We start from the raw sequence: 16,061 nt of genomic DNA, 5'->3' as shown, positions 1-16,061 counted from the left end.
ATTCGCTCCTACAGCTTCGCCAGCTCCGGCAAATCCCCGGTCAGCCCCAACGCCTGGCGCACGAACATGGCCTTGGCCTCGGCCGACTGATCCACCAGCTTCAAGCCAGTGTTGCGCAGCCAGCGAACCGGCAGCGGGTCGGCCTGGAACAGGCGCTCGAAGCCTTCCATCGCCGCCATCAGCGCCAGGTTGTGCGGCATGCGGCGGCGCTCGTAGCGGCTCAGCACCTTCTCATCGGCCAGCCGCTCGCCCCGCTCCACCGCGCTGTGCAGCACTTCGGCCAACACCGCAGCGTCGAGAAAACCGAGGTTCACGCCCTGCCCGGCCAGCGGGTGGATGGTGTGCGCCGCGTCGCCGATCAACGCCAGCCCTTCGGCCACATAACGCTTGGCATGCCGCTGACGCAACGGCACACACAATCGCGGGTCCGCCGCAACGACTTGTCCCAAAGTGCCTTCGAAAGCGCGCTCCAGTTCGCGGCAGAACGCCTCGTCATCGAGCTTCATCAGGCGTTCGGATTCGGCCGGCGTCACCGACCAGACGATCGAGCACCAGTGCTCGCCCTCGCGTTCGAGCGGCAGAAACGCCAGCGGGCCGTCATCGGTGAAGCGCTGCCAGGCCGTGCTGCGGTGGGACTGCGCCGTGCGCACACTGGTGACAATGGCGTGATGCATGTAGTCCCATTCGCGGGTGGCGGTTCCGGTCATGCGCCGTACTGTCGAGTTGGCGCCATCGGCGGCGACTACCAACGGCGCGCGCAAAATGCGGCCATCGGCCAGGGTCAGCAGCCAGTCATCGCCGGAGCGGCGCATCTGTTCCAGCCGCGCGTTGGCCAGAAGGCCGATGTCGCAATCGTGCAGGCGCTCGATCAAGGCATCCTGCACCACGCGGTTTTCCACGATATGCCCCAGCACCTGCGCATGCACGCTGGACGCCGAGAAGTGCACCTTGCCGGTGCCGCTGCCGTCCCACACGTGCATCTCGCCATAAGGGCTGGCGCGCCGCGAGACGATACCGTCCCACACATTCAGGCGTTCGAGAATGCGCTGGCTGGCCGCCGACAAGGCGCTGACCCGCGGCTCGAAAGCCGCAGTGGCGTCGAACGGCTTGACGCTCAGCGGGCTGCCGTCAACCACCAGGATGTTCAATCCGCTGTTTTGCAGCGCCAGCGCAAGGGCGCTACCGACCATTCCAGCCCCGACAATCAGCAGATCTGCGCGCGTTTCCATGCTTTAAATCGTTCTCGCGTGTGGCCAAAGCCGGCAATGATAAAGAGGGTCAGACATCGGCCCGCGTCCCCAGCCCCATCGCCTGGCGGGCGAACCAGCTCTTGGCCGATGGCAGCAGGTCCAGGCCCAGCAGGCCGATATTGCGGCCAGCGGTGATCACAGGCTGGCGGCTGCCGAACAGGCGGGTGACCTGATCGGAAAAACCGACGGTGAGTTTCTGGTCCATGAACTGGCGATTGCGATAGGCCTGCAGCGTCGCCAGATCACCCGGCGGCGCATCACTGGCGAGCAGGGCTTCTGCCAGAGAGGCAGCGTCACGCAGCGACAGGTTGAAACCCTGCCCCGCAATCGGGTGCAGGCTGTGCGCCGCGTTGCCCAGCACCACCAGATGGGAGCGCACCTGCTCCTGCGCCTCGATGAGCGACAGCGGGTAGGTGTGGCGCACGCCGACCTGTTTCAACGCGCCGAGCCGATAGCCGAACACGCCCTGCAATTCGTTGAGAAAGCTGCGATCGTCCAGCGCCATCAAGCGTTGCACGTCATTCCCGGTGCGGGTCCAGACCAGCGCGCAGCGGTTCTCCGGCAGCGGCAGCAGCGCCATCGGGCCCTCGTCGGTAAAGCGCTCGAACGCCTGCCCGCAATGGGCCTCGCCCGGGGTGATGTTGGCGATCAGCGCGCTCTGGTCGTAAGGCGTGCTGTTGACCGCGATGCCAAGCTGTTCGCGCAGACTGGACCGACCACCGTCGGCGAGCACCGCCAGATCGCAGTCGATCTGGGTCTCGTCGCTCAAGGTCAGGCGATAACCGTCGGGCAGCGCCTGCATCTGTTTCACCTCAGCCGGCACGCGCCAGCTGACCACGTCCTGATCCAGCCCTTGCCACAGGCACTGGCCCAGCCAGGCGTTTTCGACCACGTAGCCCAGCGCCGGGACGCCCTCTTCCATCGAAGACAGGCGCGTGGCGCCGAAGCGACCTTTATCGGACACCTGGATCTGCAGGATCGGCTCGGCACGGCGGCTGATCTGCTGCCACAGGCCCAGGCGGTCGTAGATCTGACGCGCGCCGAAGGACAGCGCCGAGGAGCGTGCGTCATAGCTGGGCTGGTAGCTGTCGCCCGGCGCGAATGGCTCGATCAGCACGATCTTCCAGCCGCGTGCCTTGGCACCGGCTTGCAGCGCCAACGCCAGGCTGGCGCCGACCAGACCGCCACCGACGATGGCCAGATTGAAGCGGCTCATGCGACCTGCACCTGGGCAGCGGCCATCAGCGCCTCGATTTCAGCGACTGTCTTGGGCACGCCGCCGGTGAGGATTTCACAGCCTTTTTTGGTTACCACGACATCGTCCTCGATTCGTACACCAATCCCGCGCCATTTCTTCGCGACATTGAGGTTGTCCGGCGACACGTAGATGCCCGGCTCGACGGTCAGCGCCATGCCGACTTCCAGCACGCGCCACTCGCCGCCGACCCGGTACTCGCCAACATCGTGCACATCCATGCCCAGCCAGTGACCGGCGCGGTGCATATAAAAGGCTTTGTACGCCTCGGAGGCGATCAGTTCATCGACCTCGCCCTGCAACAGGCCCAGCTCCACCAGCCCTTGGGTGATGACCTGAACCGTTGCCTCATGCGCCTGGTTCCAGTGATTGCCCGGCTTGATCGCGGCGAAGGCCGCTTCCTGAGACTTGAGCACCAGCTCGTAGATCGCCTTCTGCTCGGGCGAAAACCTGCCGTTGACCGGGAAGGTGCGGGTGATGTCGCTGGCATAGCAGTCGATCTCACAACCGGCGTCGATCAGCACCAGGTCACCGTCCTTGAGCGGCGCGTCGTTCTCCTGATAGTGCAGGATGCAGGCGTTGCGGCCCGACGCCACGATCGAGCCGTAGGCCGGCATCTTCGCCCCGCCCTTGCGAAACTCGTAATCGAGCTCGGCTTCCAGGCTGAACTCGTAGAGCCCGGCGCGGCTGGCCTGCATCGCCCGCACATGGGCGCGCGCCGAGATCTGCGCGGCTTCGCGCATCACCTTCACTTCCGCGGCCGATTTATACAGGCGCATGTCGTGAAGCAGGTGATCCAGCGCAACGAATTCCTTCGGCGGCTGCGCGCCCAGGTTGGCCTTGGAGCGAATGACGTTGATCCACTCCATCACATGACGGTCGAACTCGGGGTTGCTGCCCATGGACGAATACACCCGGTCGCGGCCTTCGATCAGGCCCGGCAGGATGTCGTCGATGTCGGTGATGGGGAAGGCGTCATCGGCGCCGAAGTCGCGGATCGCGCCGTCCTGCCCTGCGCGCAGGCCGTCCCACAGCTCGCGCTCGGGATTGCGCTCGCGGCAGAACAGCACGTATTCGCCATACTCGCGGCCGGGAATCAGCACGATCACCGCCTCGGGCTCGGGGAAGCCGCTCAGGTACTGGAAATCGCTGTCCTGACGGTACACATGCTCGACATCACGATTGCGAATGGCCACCGCAGCCGCCGGCAGAATGGCGATGCTGTTGGGCTCCATCTGCTCCATCAACGCTTTGCGGCGACGGGCGTATTCGGCTTTCGGGATATGGATCATGGGCAAGTACGGACCTCCGGATGAGCGCGACGGCCACTCACGCGTTCAGGCGTCAGCAGCCGGATTCGCGGCGATGGGCTATCAGTGCAGGGAAGGTTTTTCTGCAGCAGGTTCCGCTTTCTTGTTGAACTCAGTGAACAGCAGCAGCGGTGCGACGCGCAGGTATTCCATGACTTCCATGTAGTCGCTTTCGCCGTCTTCGGATTCTTCCAGGGAGTCCTGGATTTGCGCGATGGCGGCCAGATCGTGCATGACTTCACGGGCATCTTCGCTCATCGGCTGACCACCAACGCGGGCGAAACCATGCAGGAAGCCCTGGCACCACTGGCCCAGCGCGGTCGAACGCGCGGCCAGCGATTCGTCGTCGCTTGGCAACAGCAGTACGACAGCCATCTCGTCGCCAGTCAGTTCGTTCTTGACCATCTCCTGCAGGCCGATCAGGGCCTGACGCACGCCAGCCTCGGCTTCGGTTTGCAGCAGGTCCTGGGCGTCGTCGAGCCAGCCTTCTGGCTCGAAGCCTGCGCCGGCGCAGCTGCGGCCCAGCAACAGACCGTGCAGTTCGGCAGGGGAAACGGGGTGGCCTGCGCTGCTGAGCAGGGTCGCAAAACCGGTGTACGGGGAATTCTGTTTAGGCATGGCAACTAGGCGCCAAGCGGCGCAATGTCTAGAATGAAGGCCTTGTATCGTAGCACCGGCAGACGCGCCCAAGCTATCCAGGCGAATTTCGAGGCGCTCCAGACGCCAGCACCTGCACCACTCATCTGAAAACAATCAGTGGAAAACAATGGAAGACAATGACTTGCAAGCGCTGATGGCCCGACTGGAGTTATTGATCGATCGTGTCGAGCAACTAAAAAGTCAAAACGGACTCTTATTGGCTCAGGAAAAATCCTGGCGCGAGGAACGCGCTCACCTCATTGAAAAGAACGAAATCGCCCGGCAAAAGGTCGAGTCCATGATTTCGCGCCTCAAGGCCCTGGAGCAAGACTCATGAGTAATGGCAACAGCATCACCGTTCAGATCCTCGACAAAGAGTATTCGATCATCTGCCCCCAGGAAGAGCGCACCAACCTGGTCAGCGCCGCCCGTTACCTGGACGGCAAGATGCGCGAGATCCGCAGCAGCGGCAAAGTGATCGGCGCCGACCGGATTGCCGTGATGGCAGCGCTCAACATTACCCATGACCTGCTGCACAAACAGGAACTGCCCGAGACCCAGGCCAGCGGTTCGACCCGCGAGCAGGTTCGCGACCTGCTGGAACGTGTGGACCTGGTCCTTGCCACGGATTCGGAGAAAGCACAAGGCTGATTGTTCGGACATGTTTCGGTATACTTGCGACCGCTCCCTGGAGTGCTTGCCAGTCGGTCATGTCCCTGAGCCGATACGCACAACCACGGGGGTTGCACGTTGGGGTTGGTGTGCATGTCCGCTCGACGGAAAGCCTTAAAGCCTCCTGCAATCTCCACCTTGAACTTTCGGGTTCAAGGGCTACACCGACAGCGGTTCGTCGGGGAGTCTCGAATCTTCCATCCATTGCCAGGCGTCCTGTCTGGCGGTGGAGATCGTGAAACACGATCCCTCTTTCAAATCGCACGGACCCGCCTGCATGACCGCTCCTGGCGCAGCTTCCCTGAACGATTCGTCTGCCCTCTCCCGCCCTCAGTTACGTCGCGTTTTGCGCAAGGCCCGTCGCGCACTCAATCGTGCAGAGCAACGACGAGCGGCACAGGGTTTGTACAGGCAACTGGCGCAAAATCCGCTATTTCGGCGCTCACGGCATGTTTCCCTGTACCTTCCGATGGACGGCGAAATCGACCCGCGCCTGCTATTGCGTGAGGCACAACGTCGCGGCAAGGCGACTTACCTGCCGGTGCTGAGCGCCTGGCCGCGGACCAAGATGGTGTTCCAGCGCGTGCGCCCCGGCGACAGATTCAGGCCCAACCGCTTTCGCATTCCCGAGCCGTTCATCAACCCGCGCCAGCAGCGCAAGATCTGGGCACTCGACCTGATCCTGATGCCGCTGGTGGGGTTCGACGATCAGGGCGGGCGGCTGGGCATGGGCGGCGGCTTCTACGACCGCAGCCTGGCATACCGGGCCCGCCGCAAGGCCTGGAAAAAGCCGGTACTGCTGGGCATGGCCCATGAGTGTCAGAAGGTTGCAAAGCTGGCGGTGGCCAGTTGGGACGTGCCGCTTGCCGGAACGGTGTCGGACAAGCGTTGGTATATGGCGTAAGACGCCGAACCCCGAACCGATGCGGTCGGGGCTCGGCGCGACAGATCAACGGCGATACGGCTGCTGTTGCTGGGTGATTTCAACCGGCGCATCGGGCTTGGCCGACCAGAGGCTCTGCGCGTAACCGGTGGTGACAATGCCCAAGCCGAACAAAATGACCAAAATCCATAGTAAATCCGGCTTGCGTTGCATTGATTGCCCCCCTTTGGCGAATCAAAACCCGGCGTCCACTGCCTCTGAAAATCGGGCCGCGTAGCGGTGTAGCGCTTGAAGTGGCGGCATTCTCCAATAACGTGAACCAACACGCAAATACTGGCGTCAACCGACTGTCGGTTTGTCACCAAAGCGTCGGACAACCTGTCCAGACCCCATTCAGGAGCCTCAAGAAATGGCCTATTGGCTGATGAAATCCGAGCCTGACGAACTGTCGATCGCCGACCTCAAGAAACTGGGCGAAGCCCGCTGGGATGGGGTGCGCAACTACCAGGCACGCAATTTTCTGCGCGCCATGGCGGTGGGCGACGAGTTCTTCTTCTATCACTCCAGCTGCCCGGAGCCGGGCATCGCCGGGATCGGCAAAATCGTCGAGGCCGCCTACCCCGACCCCACCGCGCTGGACAACAAGAGCCACTACTTCGACGCCAAGGCCAGCGAAGCGAAAAACCCCTGGAGCGCGATCAACGTCGCCTTCGTCGACATCTTCCCGAAAGTGCTGGGCCTGGGCTACCTGAAACAGCAAACCGCACTCGAACAGATGCCGCTGGTACAAAAAGGCAGCCGCCTCTCGGTCATGCCCGTGACGGCCGAAGAATGGGCAGCGGTGCTGGCCCTGAAATAAGGAAGGATACCGCCCCGTAGCAGCACGGCTTGCCGGCGGGGCGATCTCAAGAACGCCAACACCCGCAAGCCAAGGGTTACAAAAAACCGTTACTGCGCAATAAAGTTGTTAAACAACAAATCATCCACGACAGGCTTGCCCGTCTCCTGGCTCAACACTTCCTGCGTCTGCTTCAACGCTTCCTGACGCAGCTTTTCCTTGGCATCGACGTTACTCATGCTGTCGACCGTCTGCTGGGTGAACAGCGCCACCAACTGGTTGCGGATCAGCGGCTCATTGGCCTTGACCAGCTTCTGCGCCTCGGCGCCCTTGACCCGCAGGGCCACGTCGGCCTTGTAGACGTGCAGCTTCGGACCGCCATCGAGCGCGTAGTTGCCCACGAACGGCGGCGTCAGCGCCACATAAGAGACCTTGTTCGGATCATCCTTCTCACCGCCCTCTTCGTTCGCCAGAACAGGCATCGACAACGCCAACAGCATCAGAATCCACGCTTTCACAGTCCACTCCTCAATCCAGTTAGCGCCATAGCTTACTAAAGCTTATGCACATCTATCAGGCCGGGCCATGCTCATTGACCCCAAAACCTCTCTACCTACACTTATCGGCCATCACAGCAAAAGGAATAGCCCCGATGAAAGCCGTGCTCTGCAAAGCCTTCGGCCCTGCCGAAAATCTGGTGCTGGAAGACATCGCCACGCCTGAACCCAAGAAGAACGAAATCCTGCTGGAGGTGCACGCCGCCGGGGTCAACTTCCCCGACACCCTGATCATCGAGGGCAAATACCAGTTCAAACCGCCCTTCCCGTTCTCCCCGGGCGGCGAAGCTTCGGGCGTGGTCAGCGCGGTGGGCGAAAAGGTCAGCCACCTCAAGGTCGGCGACCGCGTCATGGCCCTCACCGGCTGGGGCAGTTTCGCCGAACAGATTGCCGTCGCAGGGTACAACGTCCTGCCGATACCCAAAGCGATGGACTACACCACCGCCGCCGCTTTCAGCATGACCTACGGCACCTCCATGCACGCCCTCAAACAGCGCGCCCACCTGCAACCCGGCGAAACCCTGCTGGTACTCGGCGCCTCCGGCGGCGTCGGCCTGGCCGCCGTGGAAATCGGCAAAGCCATGGGCGCCCGCGTCATCGCCGCCGCCAGCAGCGCCGACAAACTCGCAGTCGCGAAAAACGCCGGCGCCGACGAACTCATCAACTACAGCGAAAGCAACCTGAAGGACGAAATCAAACGCCTGACCAACGGCAACGGCGTCGACGTCATCTACGACCCCGTCGGCGGCGACCTCTTCGACCAGGCCATCCGCTCCATCGCCTGGAACGGCCGCCTGCTGGTCATCGGCTTCGCCAGCGGCCGCATCCCCGAACTGCCGGTCAACCTGGCGCTGTTGAAAGGTGCATCCGTGGTCGGCGTGTTCTGGGGTTCGTTTGCACAACGCCAGCCACAGGACAATGCCGCGAACTTTCAGCAGTTGTTTGCGTGGTTTGAAGAAGGGAAATTGAAGCCGTTGGTTTCGAAGGTTTATCCGCTGGAGAAGGCTGGGGAAGCGATTGATTCGTTGGGGCAGAGGAAGGCGGTTGGGAAGGTGGTGGTGGGGATCCGCTGATTTGGCTTGAAAGCGCCCCCGTCATCCCACGGGGGCGTATTAGAAGTTTTATACACGCGGCCTTACAGCTTCCGGCAACAAGTCCAGATATTTGAGTTCCGGACTCTCCCGGCACCTATTCAATATTTCAGGCATAGCGCGCAAAAATTGATCAGCGATTTCCTTGTCCGCAGCAAACGACAGCTTTTCCCTGTGCGCCTTCTGCGACAGTAATTGCCTCGTGTGGCGAAACGTCGGAATTTCGATGGCATGCTCGTCCGGTATCTTCTGCTTGAGGTAGTCGACCTCGTCATTGAGTTTGGCGCAGGACAACGAGCGAATGCGGCTGCGCATTCGCGCCATCAACTCACGGCCTCCCCCTTTGGCCGCAAAGTAAAGATCGGTCTGAACCCGTATAGATGCCGGGCTATTGGCATAGACCTTCCAGGGCTTGAGCCGGTATCGGGAAACGGCACGAACGGCCGATTCAGCAAACTCCCGGTAGGAGCTTTGCACCACCTCGATGTCGGTAACCGAGCCATCGCTGTTGGCGGTGAACTCAATGCGCACGACGCCTGAAATGCCTGCATGTTGAAGGTTTCTTGGGTAAACGGCGCGAGGTTGCTTTTCGTATTCCAGCTTCATGCCTTCGGCGTGAGCCATGGCGCACAGGCTCAAGGCAAAACATAAGAAAGTTTTGTACACAGTCAGGCTCCTTGCCCGATGGATGAGGGAAGAGGCTCAGCTGTATTCGTACATCAGCCGAACTACTCGGCAGTGCCTGCAAACGTACTTGTAGAAGACAAGATCCTCATTAGGTACGTATTTACGGAACTCCGAAATCCAATGCTCTCTATAATCCTCCTGCCCCTCGATAAAAGCCTCAAAAGTATCAGCAGTCGCGCCTTGAACATCTTGGCCAGAAGCATCGCCATGAAACTCGCAAGCATCGCCACAGTGATGGAGCCATACTTTTTCTTGCCAAGAGCTGTAGCTCGGAGTTCGCTCATTCACCTCCTTGACAACCGATTCAGGGATACCCTTTTCCATCAACGTATCAACGTCATTGAACGAACCTTCAAAGATGCTTGCTGCCGATCCGTCCGCTATGCACCACGGGCAGAACAGGAGTTCGTTATCACATTTGGAGTAAATACCTCCTCGGTATATGTACCCCCGCGCACATTTGCAGCAATCGCAAACCCCATCTCCTGCCTCTATAGCCCCGGTTGCAATCGGATCCGGGTGATAGCGAAATGTTGGAAATACCTCTGTCATGCCTCGCCCCTCCTCTCCCAGGTAATCACCATCCGCAGGCGCTTCTCCAGCCGCTCCTGATCGAACACGTAGCGCACCGACTCGCCGATCACCGCCGGCATTTCTTCGGTCACCTCCCACGCTTGAAAGCGCCAGCGTTTGACGGCCGAAAGCACGGCATTTGCTGTTTTCTGATCGGTCTGTTCAACGACTCGTACATCACTGACAGAACCATCGTGGTGGATGTCGTAATGCACCTGGACACTGCCGAACAGCTTCCCGCCGCGTAACGCGGAGGGGTACGCGGGAGAAACGTATCGATCGAATTGCGGATGGGTTTCGTCCCTTGCACACGCGCCGCCGAGCAGCAACGCGCTTAGCCCGACAATCCCTGAGAGCTTGCATAGCAGTTTCACCTTAACCTCGACTCCAGACGCCCTGCGGCAGATGGCGGCGATGGTATGGCGGGGTGATGGCGCAGGTAAGGTTATCGATTCCTGTTCTCAAGTAGGACACTTCTGAAAGTCGAAATCCTAGGGTGCGAGTCCGTAGCCACCGCATAGCTTTCAGCGGGCTATCATTGTCCCCCTCTTGGCTCAGGCGTACGTCTGGGGCTTGACTCAGGACCACTGATGCTCACCAGCCCCTGTTGCTCATTGTTAATAAGCCATGTGCCGGTAGCACTCTTGTAAAGCTGCTCTTCTGCCGTCTGGTCAAGGGATCAGCTCGACTGCGCGAACACTCCATCCGGCTCGGCACGTGCAGCGTCACCGTAGGCGTTCCTGGCCTCAGTCGTACCGGCGTAGGAGAAGCGCTGCGTGGCAGGCGTCTCGCTTAGCACCAGTTGATCAATGATCGCTTTCGCTTTCGCTTGCGCCTGCCCCACCTTGCCCGTTAGCTCAAAGGCATATACCTGCAGATAGGCTTTTAGCTCGGTGATATCGGCCTGAGTGAGAGAGCCGGGATCACTTTTGTAAGCATCAAGCAAGTTGTTGCTGCGTTGATCGGCCTTCTCAAGTGCAACCAACTTCCTGGCCGCATCAATACTCTGATCTTTTTCGTATGCCTCTCGGGGCGCTGTCGCGTTCTGCTCGGACGTGATCACTAAGGATGTTGTACTGGGTACCGTTCTTCGCGACCCATACCCCGGTTTTTAAGTCATCAACTGTCTTGATCGGTGTGCCAGCCAGCTCTGAGTATACCTTTTGCCCATCCTCACTAAAGGATCGATCAGAATTGATTTTATTTTGAGCAGAACTTGCTTCTGTTAACGTCTCTCTCTGCATTAGCAAGGGTACCTGCGCCTTTTACACCATTAAATCACTTCAATTTCAAGGACTTTTCTTTTATATAGTCCTTCAAATAGCTATCTATGGGCTTTGCTGTGCCAAGAACATGAAGCTCGCCAGACTGCCTATCAATTAAAAACGGGGCATCTGCAAAGCTGAAGAAAATTATAGATATACTTCGAAAGCACGTGATCGTTATTTATGCTCAGCCTAGTTTAGCATTCCTGCTTCATTTAACTGCCTGACAGGATCCCAACCAGTAGGAATTAGCTGTTTTTTACCCCACCAGCACATCCCATCAGAAATCCATTTTTTACGTAAAGCGGAATGCCCCAAGGTCGAGTCATCATATCCGAATTCTGTTCCACAGCACGGGCAGATACCGTATGAAGCGCAACCAAAGTCATCATATGGAGGCTCATTAAGCTCGGGATAACCACAGACGGGGCATATATATGAACGATTATTATTGAGCATTGAAACATTCCAAATTTGAAGTTTTTCCGTGAACAGCAGGATCAGGCTTATAATAAGTTCGAATAACCCCACCGCTTGATATAACACCAAATTCATCTGTCACGGGATTATAACGAATAACATCTCCATTTGGCCTTACCTTTTCGAGCACTTCAGCCTGCTTCGAGGTAGTCAAGAATTTATCAGCTTGAGCCTGATATTCCAACTTTGTTTTAGCACCAAAATCACCTCCATGACGCGCATAGTGATCATCAAGCTTAGCTTGGTCAGCGAACTTTGATCCGCCTCCACCCGCTTTCGCACCAACGACGCTAAAAACGCGCCCCGCCGCCTTCCCTACAAACGATTGCAGCCCACCGCTTGCAAGGTCAATCAGAAATTCAGCAGCTAAAACCTGTTTATCGCCATTCAGTTGAAGGACACTGTGATCTGCCTGTGCGTAGGCCGCCTTCGCGGCATCATGCGCGTCTTGTATTTCTTGACGTTCTGATTCTGTCAACTTCGCAGTTAGAGTGATCGCCCAGTCTTCTTTTATCTCATTGTATTTTTCTTTCAAAAATGCGCTGACTATCGTCATTGACCGTCAGGCTGAACGTTGCCTTAGCGGGCCCCATTGCTGCCTGCATAGCAAGCATTGCGACCTCTGCCTCTTGCACTGATAACTTCTTAATTCCCTCGATCAGTTCGCTCGTACTATTGAGGAACAGCGACATGAACGGCGCTTGAGCGGTCGTTTCAGTAGGATCGAACTTAATAACCTTGGACGGTAGCTGGCCTGGATCCGTCGCAGATGAGCTGTCCACAACGCAATTTCCTACAGCACAATTAGCCCAGGCGTTGATCTGATTTGCATCCTTCTCCGATAGTTTTTCCAAGAGGGCAGGATCAAGCCCTGCTCGCACCAAGCTCTTTGAAATATCCAGCGCGCGTTGATCACCGAACGCTTTTCGAGAGGTTTGCGGGACTTGATCAATCGAGACCCGCTGTGCACAGACGAAATTATCTAACTACCACATACACAGACTTGATCTCCGCAAACTCATCACCAATATCAGGAGCATAAAATCTGACATCTCGTCCTCTAACATCAAACCCAGAGTCATTAACCGTCACCGATTCGCCAATCGCAGACAATTTCTTCATTACGATTGATGCATCTTCTCCAAGAGGAGACAAATCTTTGAAAAAAAAATTACTACCCTTAAAAAACTCAACACCCTTAACCTTTCCGGCTCGATCATAAAATACATGGATTCTTAAATTAACATAATCTTCCACAACCCCCTCGTCATAAATGCTCTTCTTAAACTCATAACCCCCCCCTCCTAAAAACTCTTTTCCGCCCTTGTCATCAATCCGACTAAAAAGTCCAAGAAATTCACTGTCATCAATATTAAATATCATAACCCCCTCCTTATAAAGCTCTTTGGATCTAAACCTGCGGCGTATTGCAGCATCTTCGCAATACCTACGTCATACTTCGATCCAAATTTACTTCGAATGTCATCGATGTCCATCTGAATCGCATCTAGTAACCGACCCTCTTCCAATAACGCTTTTTGTTTTTCTCGATAGGCCACCGCTGAATCAGAATTACCATAGCTGGCTGTTTTCTCATGATCTTTTGGATCCATTTTAATTGCTGGGCCATCCAACGAGCTGATGGGTGCACCTTTGTAGCACGATTTTGCCGGGCAGTGGTGGGAATCAAATCCATCATTTTTTGGCTCCTTGGTGTCCCTATGAGCACCGCCCTCAGGCTCATTTAAAGGCTTACCGTCCATACGTATCACGCGAGCCGTGCTGGCAGCGGTACTAATCCCAGCCCCCAGAATCACGGTGGCCATCAATGATCCGCCGCCAACTCGCCATTTGCCAAGCTCTGTACTTTGATCTAACTCGTGGCCCTCTATGCCAGAGGCGATTCGTGCACCGAGATCTGTCTGTAGTTGAGCCATTGCCTCAAAAAGTGGCGTTCCACCTAAGGCTTTATTTATCGCAAGTAGCATTACGCCTTTTGGCCCTTGCGCTGCTGCCACTACCAACTCAATTGCATCAGCATATTCTCGATGCGACTCTATATATTCATTGATAGTCGAAACTTTATCCAAAACCAGCTTATCCGAAGTAATTGCCGGCAGCTTTACTGTAATATTTTTTTCGAGGTATTTACTCGCCGCCGCAATTTCATCAGCTTGTTCTGCCGACAATTTGGTAATGGCTTGGAGCTGAGCCAAAACTTGATTTTGAAAATCTTGATCTTCTAATAAACGCCGCACCTCGCTTCTAGGCAAGCCAGACTCGAGCAATGCATCAAATGCCTGCCGAACTATTTCTTCGCCGCCTGCCTTGACTGCTTCAGCGCTTATACCAGGATGATTTATTGCGTCTAGCTGATTACCGACAACCAGAGCCATTTCCGAAAAATTGCGCTTAGTTATTTCATCATAATTAACTAATGAACTGGCCCATCTATTAAGAGTACCATTTAAATGATAAACGCTATCTATCGAAGAACCAGAAGTATACAAAGATGTTCTATTGTTCTCATCGCGAGTGATCTCATAGGCCTTACTCAGGTCACGATTGAGCCCGACGGTGGAGTCTGTCCCGGTCTTGTCGTCATCGCGGACTACGATTTCGCCCGCGCCCACAGTTGCACGTACGATCTGCTCGCGGTCTTTTTCGTAGTTGTACCCAGAAATGTTCCAACCGTTTTTGTTTTCTTTACCTTTGCCGACCTGGCTGGAGTCCTGATTAGCGGTTTCATCAGAGCCCATTCGGTAGGTTCCACCCACGTTCAAGTAATAGCCGTGCTCCTTGTCTTTCCCGGCAATATCACTGAAGCCAAGGGTATCGGTGTCCAGTTTCAGATTACCGCTGTCTGAGGCCAGCACCGCTCCATCTAGTTGGGTGTGCTTTTCGGTACGAATGTCCAAACGATCCTTGGCGGTAATCGATGTCTGATTGCCTACCCAGTTCGTGCTGCCTGTTGTCTGACCATAGCCAACCGAACCACTGACACTGGCTCCATAGCCAACGGTAACTGTGGCACTTACGTCAAACTCCTTGCCTGTCACCTTCCCGGTATCAGGCACAGATGAGACTTTCAGGTCGCGACCGACCTTTCCAATCACATCGTCACCGCGTAAAGTCGCGCCCGCTACGGTCGTATCCCTTCCGCTTTCTAAACCCAGCGTATTTCCTGCGCAGAGATAAGCCTCCTGCTGTTTTTCCGCATCCCTGTCCAGGTTGCCACGTCCTAAATTGACGCTGGCATAAACACCAACCTTGCCTCCTGGCCCAAAAATCAATCCAGCCTCACCCCCACCGCTATGTCGGCTGTCCTGGCGGCTGAATTGTTCTGCGCAGCACGAATGGTCAGGTCGTTACCAGCGTCGAGATTGATATCACGCTCGCCTTCAACACGGGTGCCGACCAAGCTCAGGTCGTTGGTTACATTGAGGCTCACATGCCGCCCGGCATACAGCCCGGCTGCGCTAGATGTCCCTGGATTGCCGTCTTGAATACCCCAGCTTTAACTTCAACAAACTGGAATGCATGTCAGCAAAAACCAATATCTCAGGTATTAAATCTCACGAAAAAAAATCAAACACCTCTTCATCCTGGAAGACCATTACTGCATCTTCGTATAATTCTAAATCATCCACAAAAAACATTTCACCATTTCTGACCTTATGAAACTTTATCAAAACACCAAACTCATCTTTCACCACGAGAAATCTCACCCTTCCCAGAGTCCCGCATTCCCTCCAAATCAAATACAACTCCCGCGCAAAAGCACAAGCATTTTCGAGATAATCGCAAGTCACATAATCATCTATGTGTATCGAGTTTATGAAACACTCATAGCCCGTTCGATCGAGAAAATCATGCAACTCAGCATTGGTGTCTCTTGACGAGAGTGATTGCAAAAAAACACAATCATCGACGACACACAACCCCATCTTAAGAATTTCGGATAGTTCCTGGGGTAATGCTGCTACCTGCGGAAGCGTCTTTTCCAGCTCGCTCCTCATTTTTTGATTTATTTCCACCACATCACTCCCCTAAGTATTTAGTCATACCTTTAGATATAGCCTGCATAAATCTCGGATTATCCAGCAACTTGTTCACAGCCTTGGGGGCACCAAGAAATGTATTCGTTAATGGATCATATAAATATTTATTTCCCGCATTGTCCTGATAGTGAATCTGTCCTGCCCGCTGCCCTGGATTCGGATTTTCCACATCCAAACGTTCTTTTCCAGTTCCTTTCCATATTGTCTTACTAGCGGTTTTTACGCCATTTTCACCTAATATTCCACCATTGGTGCTAGTAATACCAATCGCACGAGCTGTCGCTTTCCCAGCGATCCCTACAACCGATTGTTCCACGCTCTCGATGAGGTACTTCACACCGACAACGTCGACACTCCCGTCAAACGGCGCATCCTCTTGGCCATCTGCGTGACGCTGTTTATCCTCTTCGTTGAGCTGGGCGATTTTGGTCGAATCGAGGCGTTTCCACCGGGCGACCAGCGCGATGGCTGCCTCTTCGTTCTTTTGGTCAATCTCATCA

The 16,061-nt window shown here is 56.1% G+C and carries 20 protein-coding genes, 1 other RNA gene and 1 pseudogene; 6 read left to right on the top strand and 16 right to left on the bottom strand.

Going from position 1 to position 16,061, the window contains the following annotated elements; genetic code table 11:
- Nucleotides 1–8: 8 nt before the first annotated feature.
- The 4 genes from AC1MEK_RS14900 to AC1MEK_RS14885 form a co-directional block, all read right to left on the bottom strand.
- Nucleotides 9–1,229 (bottom strand): 2-octaprenyl-3-methyl-6-methoxy-1,4-benzoquinol hydroxylase, encoded by a 1,221-nt coding sequence (locus AC1MEK_RS14900; protein ID WP_480397056.1) that lies wholly within the window; start codon nucleotides 1,227–1,229, stop codon nucleotides 9–11.
- Nucleotides 1,230–1,278: 49 nt separating this feature from the next.
- A complete protein-coding gene (gene ubiH, locus AC1MEK_RS14895; protein ID WP_480397055.1) occupies nucleotides 1,279–2,466 on the bottom strand; it encodes a 2-octaprenyl-6-methoxyphenyl hydroxylase in 1,188 nt (395 codons plus the stop codon).
- The gene (pepP, locus tag AC1MEK_RS14890; protein ID WP_480397280.1) at nucleotides 2,463–3,797 is read right to left on the bottom strand and encodes a Xaa-Pro aminopeptidase; all 1,335 of its coding nucleotides are present in this window, start codon (nucleotides 3,795–3,797) and stop codon (nucleotides 2,463–2,465) included. The genes ubiH and pepP overlap by 4 nt, the downstream gene beginning before the upstream one ends.
- An 81-nt stretch (nucleotides 3,798–3,878) precedes the next feature.
- Nucleotides 3,879–4,433 carry a YecA/YgfB family protein gene (locus tag AC1MEK_RS14885; protein WP_480397054.1) on the bottom strand — a complete coding sequence of 185 codons (555 nt, stop codon included), beginning with the start codon at nucleotides 4,431–4,433 and terminating at the stop codon, nucleotides 3,879–3,881.
- Nucleotides 4,434–4,581: 148 nt separating this feature from the next.
- On the opposite strand from AC1MEK_RS14885, the gene AC1MEK_RS14880 reads away from it, so the two are divergent.
- From AC1MEK_RS14880 to AC1MEK_RS14865, 4 genes are all read left to right on the top strand, one after another.
- Nucleotides 4,582–4,791 (top strand): TIGR02449 family protein, encoded by a 210-nt coding sequence (locus tag AC1MEK_RS14880; protein ID WP_108236114.1) that lies wholly within the window; start codon nucleotides 4,582–4,584, stop codon nucleotides 4,789–4,791.
- Nucleotides 4,788–5,105, top strand: a complete 318-nt coding sequence (locus AC1MEK_RS14875; RefSeq protein ID WP_480397053.1) for a cell division protein ZapA — start codon at nucleotides 4,788–4,790, stop codon at nucleotides 5,103–5,105. The genes AC1MEK_RS14880 and AC1MEK_RS14875 overlap by 4 nt, the downstream gene beginning before the upstream one ends.
- Nucleotides 5,106–5,136: 31 nt before the next feature.
- A non-coding RNA gene (gene ssrS / locus AC1MEK_RS14870) (6S RNA) lies at nucleotides 5,137–5,315 on the top strand.
- Nucleotides 5,316–5,403: 88 nt separating this feature from the next.
- A complete protein-coding gene (locus tag AC1MEK_RS14865) occupies nucleotides 5,404–6,030 on the top strand; it encodes a 5-formyltetrahydrofolate cyclo-ligase (protein ID WP_480397052.1) in 627 nt (208 codons plus the stop codon).
- 45 nt (nucleotides 6,031–6,075) lie between these two features.
- On the opposite strand, the gene AC1MEK_RS14860 is transcribed toward AC1MEK_RS14865, so the two are convergent.
- On the bottom strand, nucleotides 6,076–6,222 hold the full coding sequence (locus AC1MEK_RS14860) for a hypothetical protein (RefSeq protein ID WP_480397051.1): 147 nt from the start codon (nucleotides 6,220–6,222) through the stop codon (nucleotides 6,076–6,078).
- A 196-nt stretch (nucleotides 6,223–6,418) separates the two neighbouring features.
- Here AC1MEK_RS14860 and AC1MEK_RS14855 point away from each other — a divergent pair, with 196 nt between their 5' ends.
- Nucleotides 6,419–6,868 carry an EVE domain-containing protein gene (locus AC1MEK_RS14855; RefSeq protein WP_480397050.1) on the top strand — a complete coding sequence of 150 codons (450 nt, stop codon included), beginning with the start codon at nucleotides 6,419–6,421 and terminating at the stop codon, nucleotides 6,866–6,868.
- An 89-nt stretch (nucleotides 6,869–6,957) separates the two neighbouring features.
- On the opposite strand, the gene AC1MEK_RS14850 is transcribed toward AC1MEK_RS14855, so the two are convergent.
- Nucleotides 6,958–7,365: a flagellar basal body-associated protein FliL gene (locus tag AC1MEK_RS14850; protein WP_480397049.1), complete on the bottom strand. Its 408-nt coding sequence runs from the start codon at nucleotides 7,363–7,365 to the stop codon at nucleotides 6,958–6,960.
- A 134-nt stretch (nucleotides 7,366–7,499) separates the two neighbouring features.
- Between AC1MEK_RS14850 and AC1MEK_RS14845 the strand changes: the two genes are divergently transcribed.
- The gene (locus AC1MEK_RS14845; protein ID WP_480397048.1) at nucleotides 7,500–8,477 is read left to right on the top strand and encodes an NADPH:quinone oxidoreductase family protein; all 978 of its coding nucleotides are present in this window, start codon (nucleotides 7,500–7,502) and stop codon (nucleotides 8,475–8,477) included.
- A gap of 48 nt (nucleotides 8,478–8,525) precedes the next feature.
- Here the strand turns inward: AC1MEK_RS14845 and AC1MEK_RS14840 are convergent, their stop codons facing one another.
- From AC1MEK_RS14840 to AC1MEK_RS14795, 10 genes and pseudogenes are all read right to left on the bottom strand, one after another.
- Nucleotides 8,526–9,161, bottom strand: coding sequence for an energy transducer TonB (locus AC1MEK_RS14840; protein ID WP_480397047.1), 636 nt, complete (start codon nucleotides 9,159–9,161; stop codon nucleotides 8,526–8,528).
- 36 nt (nucleotides 9,162–9,197) lie between these two features.
- Nucleotides 9,198–9,734, bottom strand: a complete 537-nt coding sequence (locus AC1MEK_RS14835; RefSeq protein WP_480397046.1) for a CbrC family protein — start codon at nucleotides 9,732–9,734, stop codon at nucleotides 9,198–9,200.
- Nucleotides 9,731–10,129, bottom strand: coding sequence for a TonB family protein (locus AC1MEK_RS14830; RefSeq protein WP_480397045.1), 399 nt, complete (start codon nucleotides 10,127–10,129; stop codon nucleotides 9,731–9,733). Before AC1MEK_RS14830 ends, AC1MEK_RS14835 begins: the two co-directional genes overlap by 4 nt.
- A 305-nt stretch (nucleotides 10,130–10,434) precedes the next feature.
- Nucleotides 10,435–10,818, bottom strand: coding sequence for a hypothetical protein (locus AC1MEK_RS14825; protein WP_480397044.1), 384 nt, complete (start codon nucleotides 10,816–10,818; stop codon nucleotides 10,435–10,437).
- A 650-nt stretch (nucleotides 10,819–11,468) separates the two neighbouring features.
- Entirely contained in the window at nucleotides 11,469–12,056 is a 588-nt protein-coding gene (locus AC1MEK_RS14820; RefSeq protein WP_480397043.1) for a hypothetical protein, read from the bottom strand.
- Nucleotides 12,016–12,354, bottom strand: a complete 339-nt coding sequence (locus AC1MEK_RS14815) for a hypothetical protein (RefSeq protein WP_480397042.1) — start codon at nucleotides 12,352–12,354, stop codon at nucleotides 12,016–12,018. The genes AC1MEK_RS14820 and AC1MEK_RS14815 overlap by 41 nt, the downstream gene beginning before the upstream one ends.
- Nucleotides 12,355–12,478: 124 nt before the next feature.
- Nucleotides 12,479–12,883 carry a hypothetical protein gene (locus tag AC1MEK_RS14810; RefSeq protein ID WP_480397041.1) on the bottom strand — a complete coding sequence of 135 codons (405 nt, stop codon included), beginning with the start codon at nucleotides 12,881–12,883 and terminating at the stop codon, nucleotides 12,479–12,481.
- 995 nt (nucleotides 12,884–13,878) lie between these two features.
- A pseudogene (locus AC1MEK_RS14805) lies at nucleotides 13,879–15,002 on the bottom strand (hemagglutinin repeat-containing protein); the annotation flags it as partial.
- A gap of 73 nt (nucleotides 15,003–15,075) precedes the next feature.
- Nucleotides 15,076–15,537, bottom strand: a complete 462-nt coding sequence (locus AC1MEK_RS14800; RefSeq protein ID WP_480397040.1) for a hypothetical protein — start codon at nucleotides 15,535–15,537, stop codon at nucleotides 15,076–15,078.
- Between the two features lie 4 nt (nucleotides 15,538–15,541).
- A partial coding sequence (locus AC1MEK_RS14795) for a hypothetical protein (protein WP_480397039.1) occupies nucleotides 15,542–16,061 on the bottom strand: 520 nt, incomplete at its 5' end.

The sequence above is a fragment of the Pseudomonas sp. 2 genome (assembly GCF_056627435.1).
This window is presented reverse-complemented; position numbering and strand designations above follow the sequence as displayed.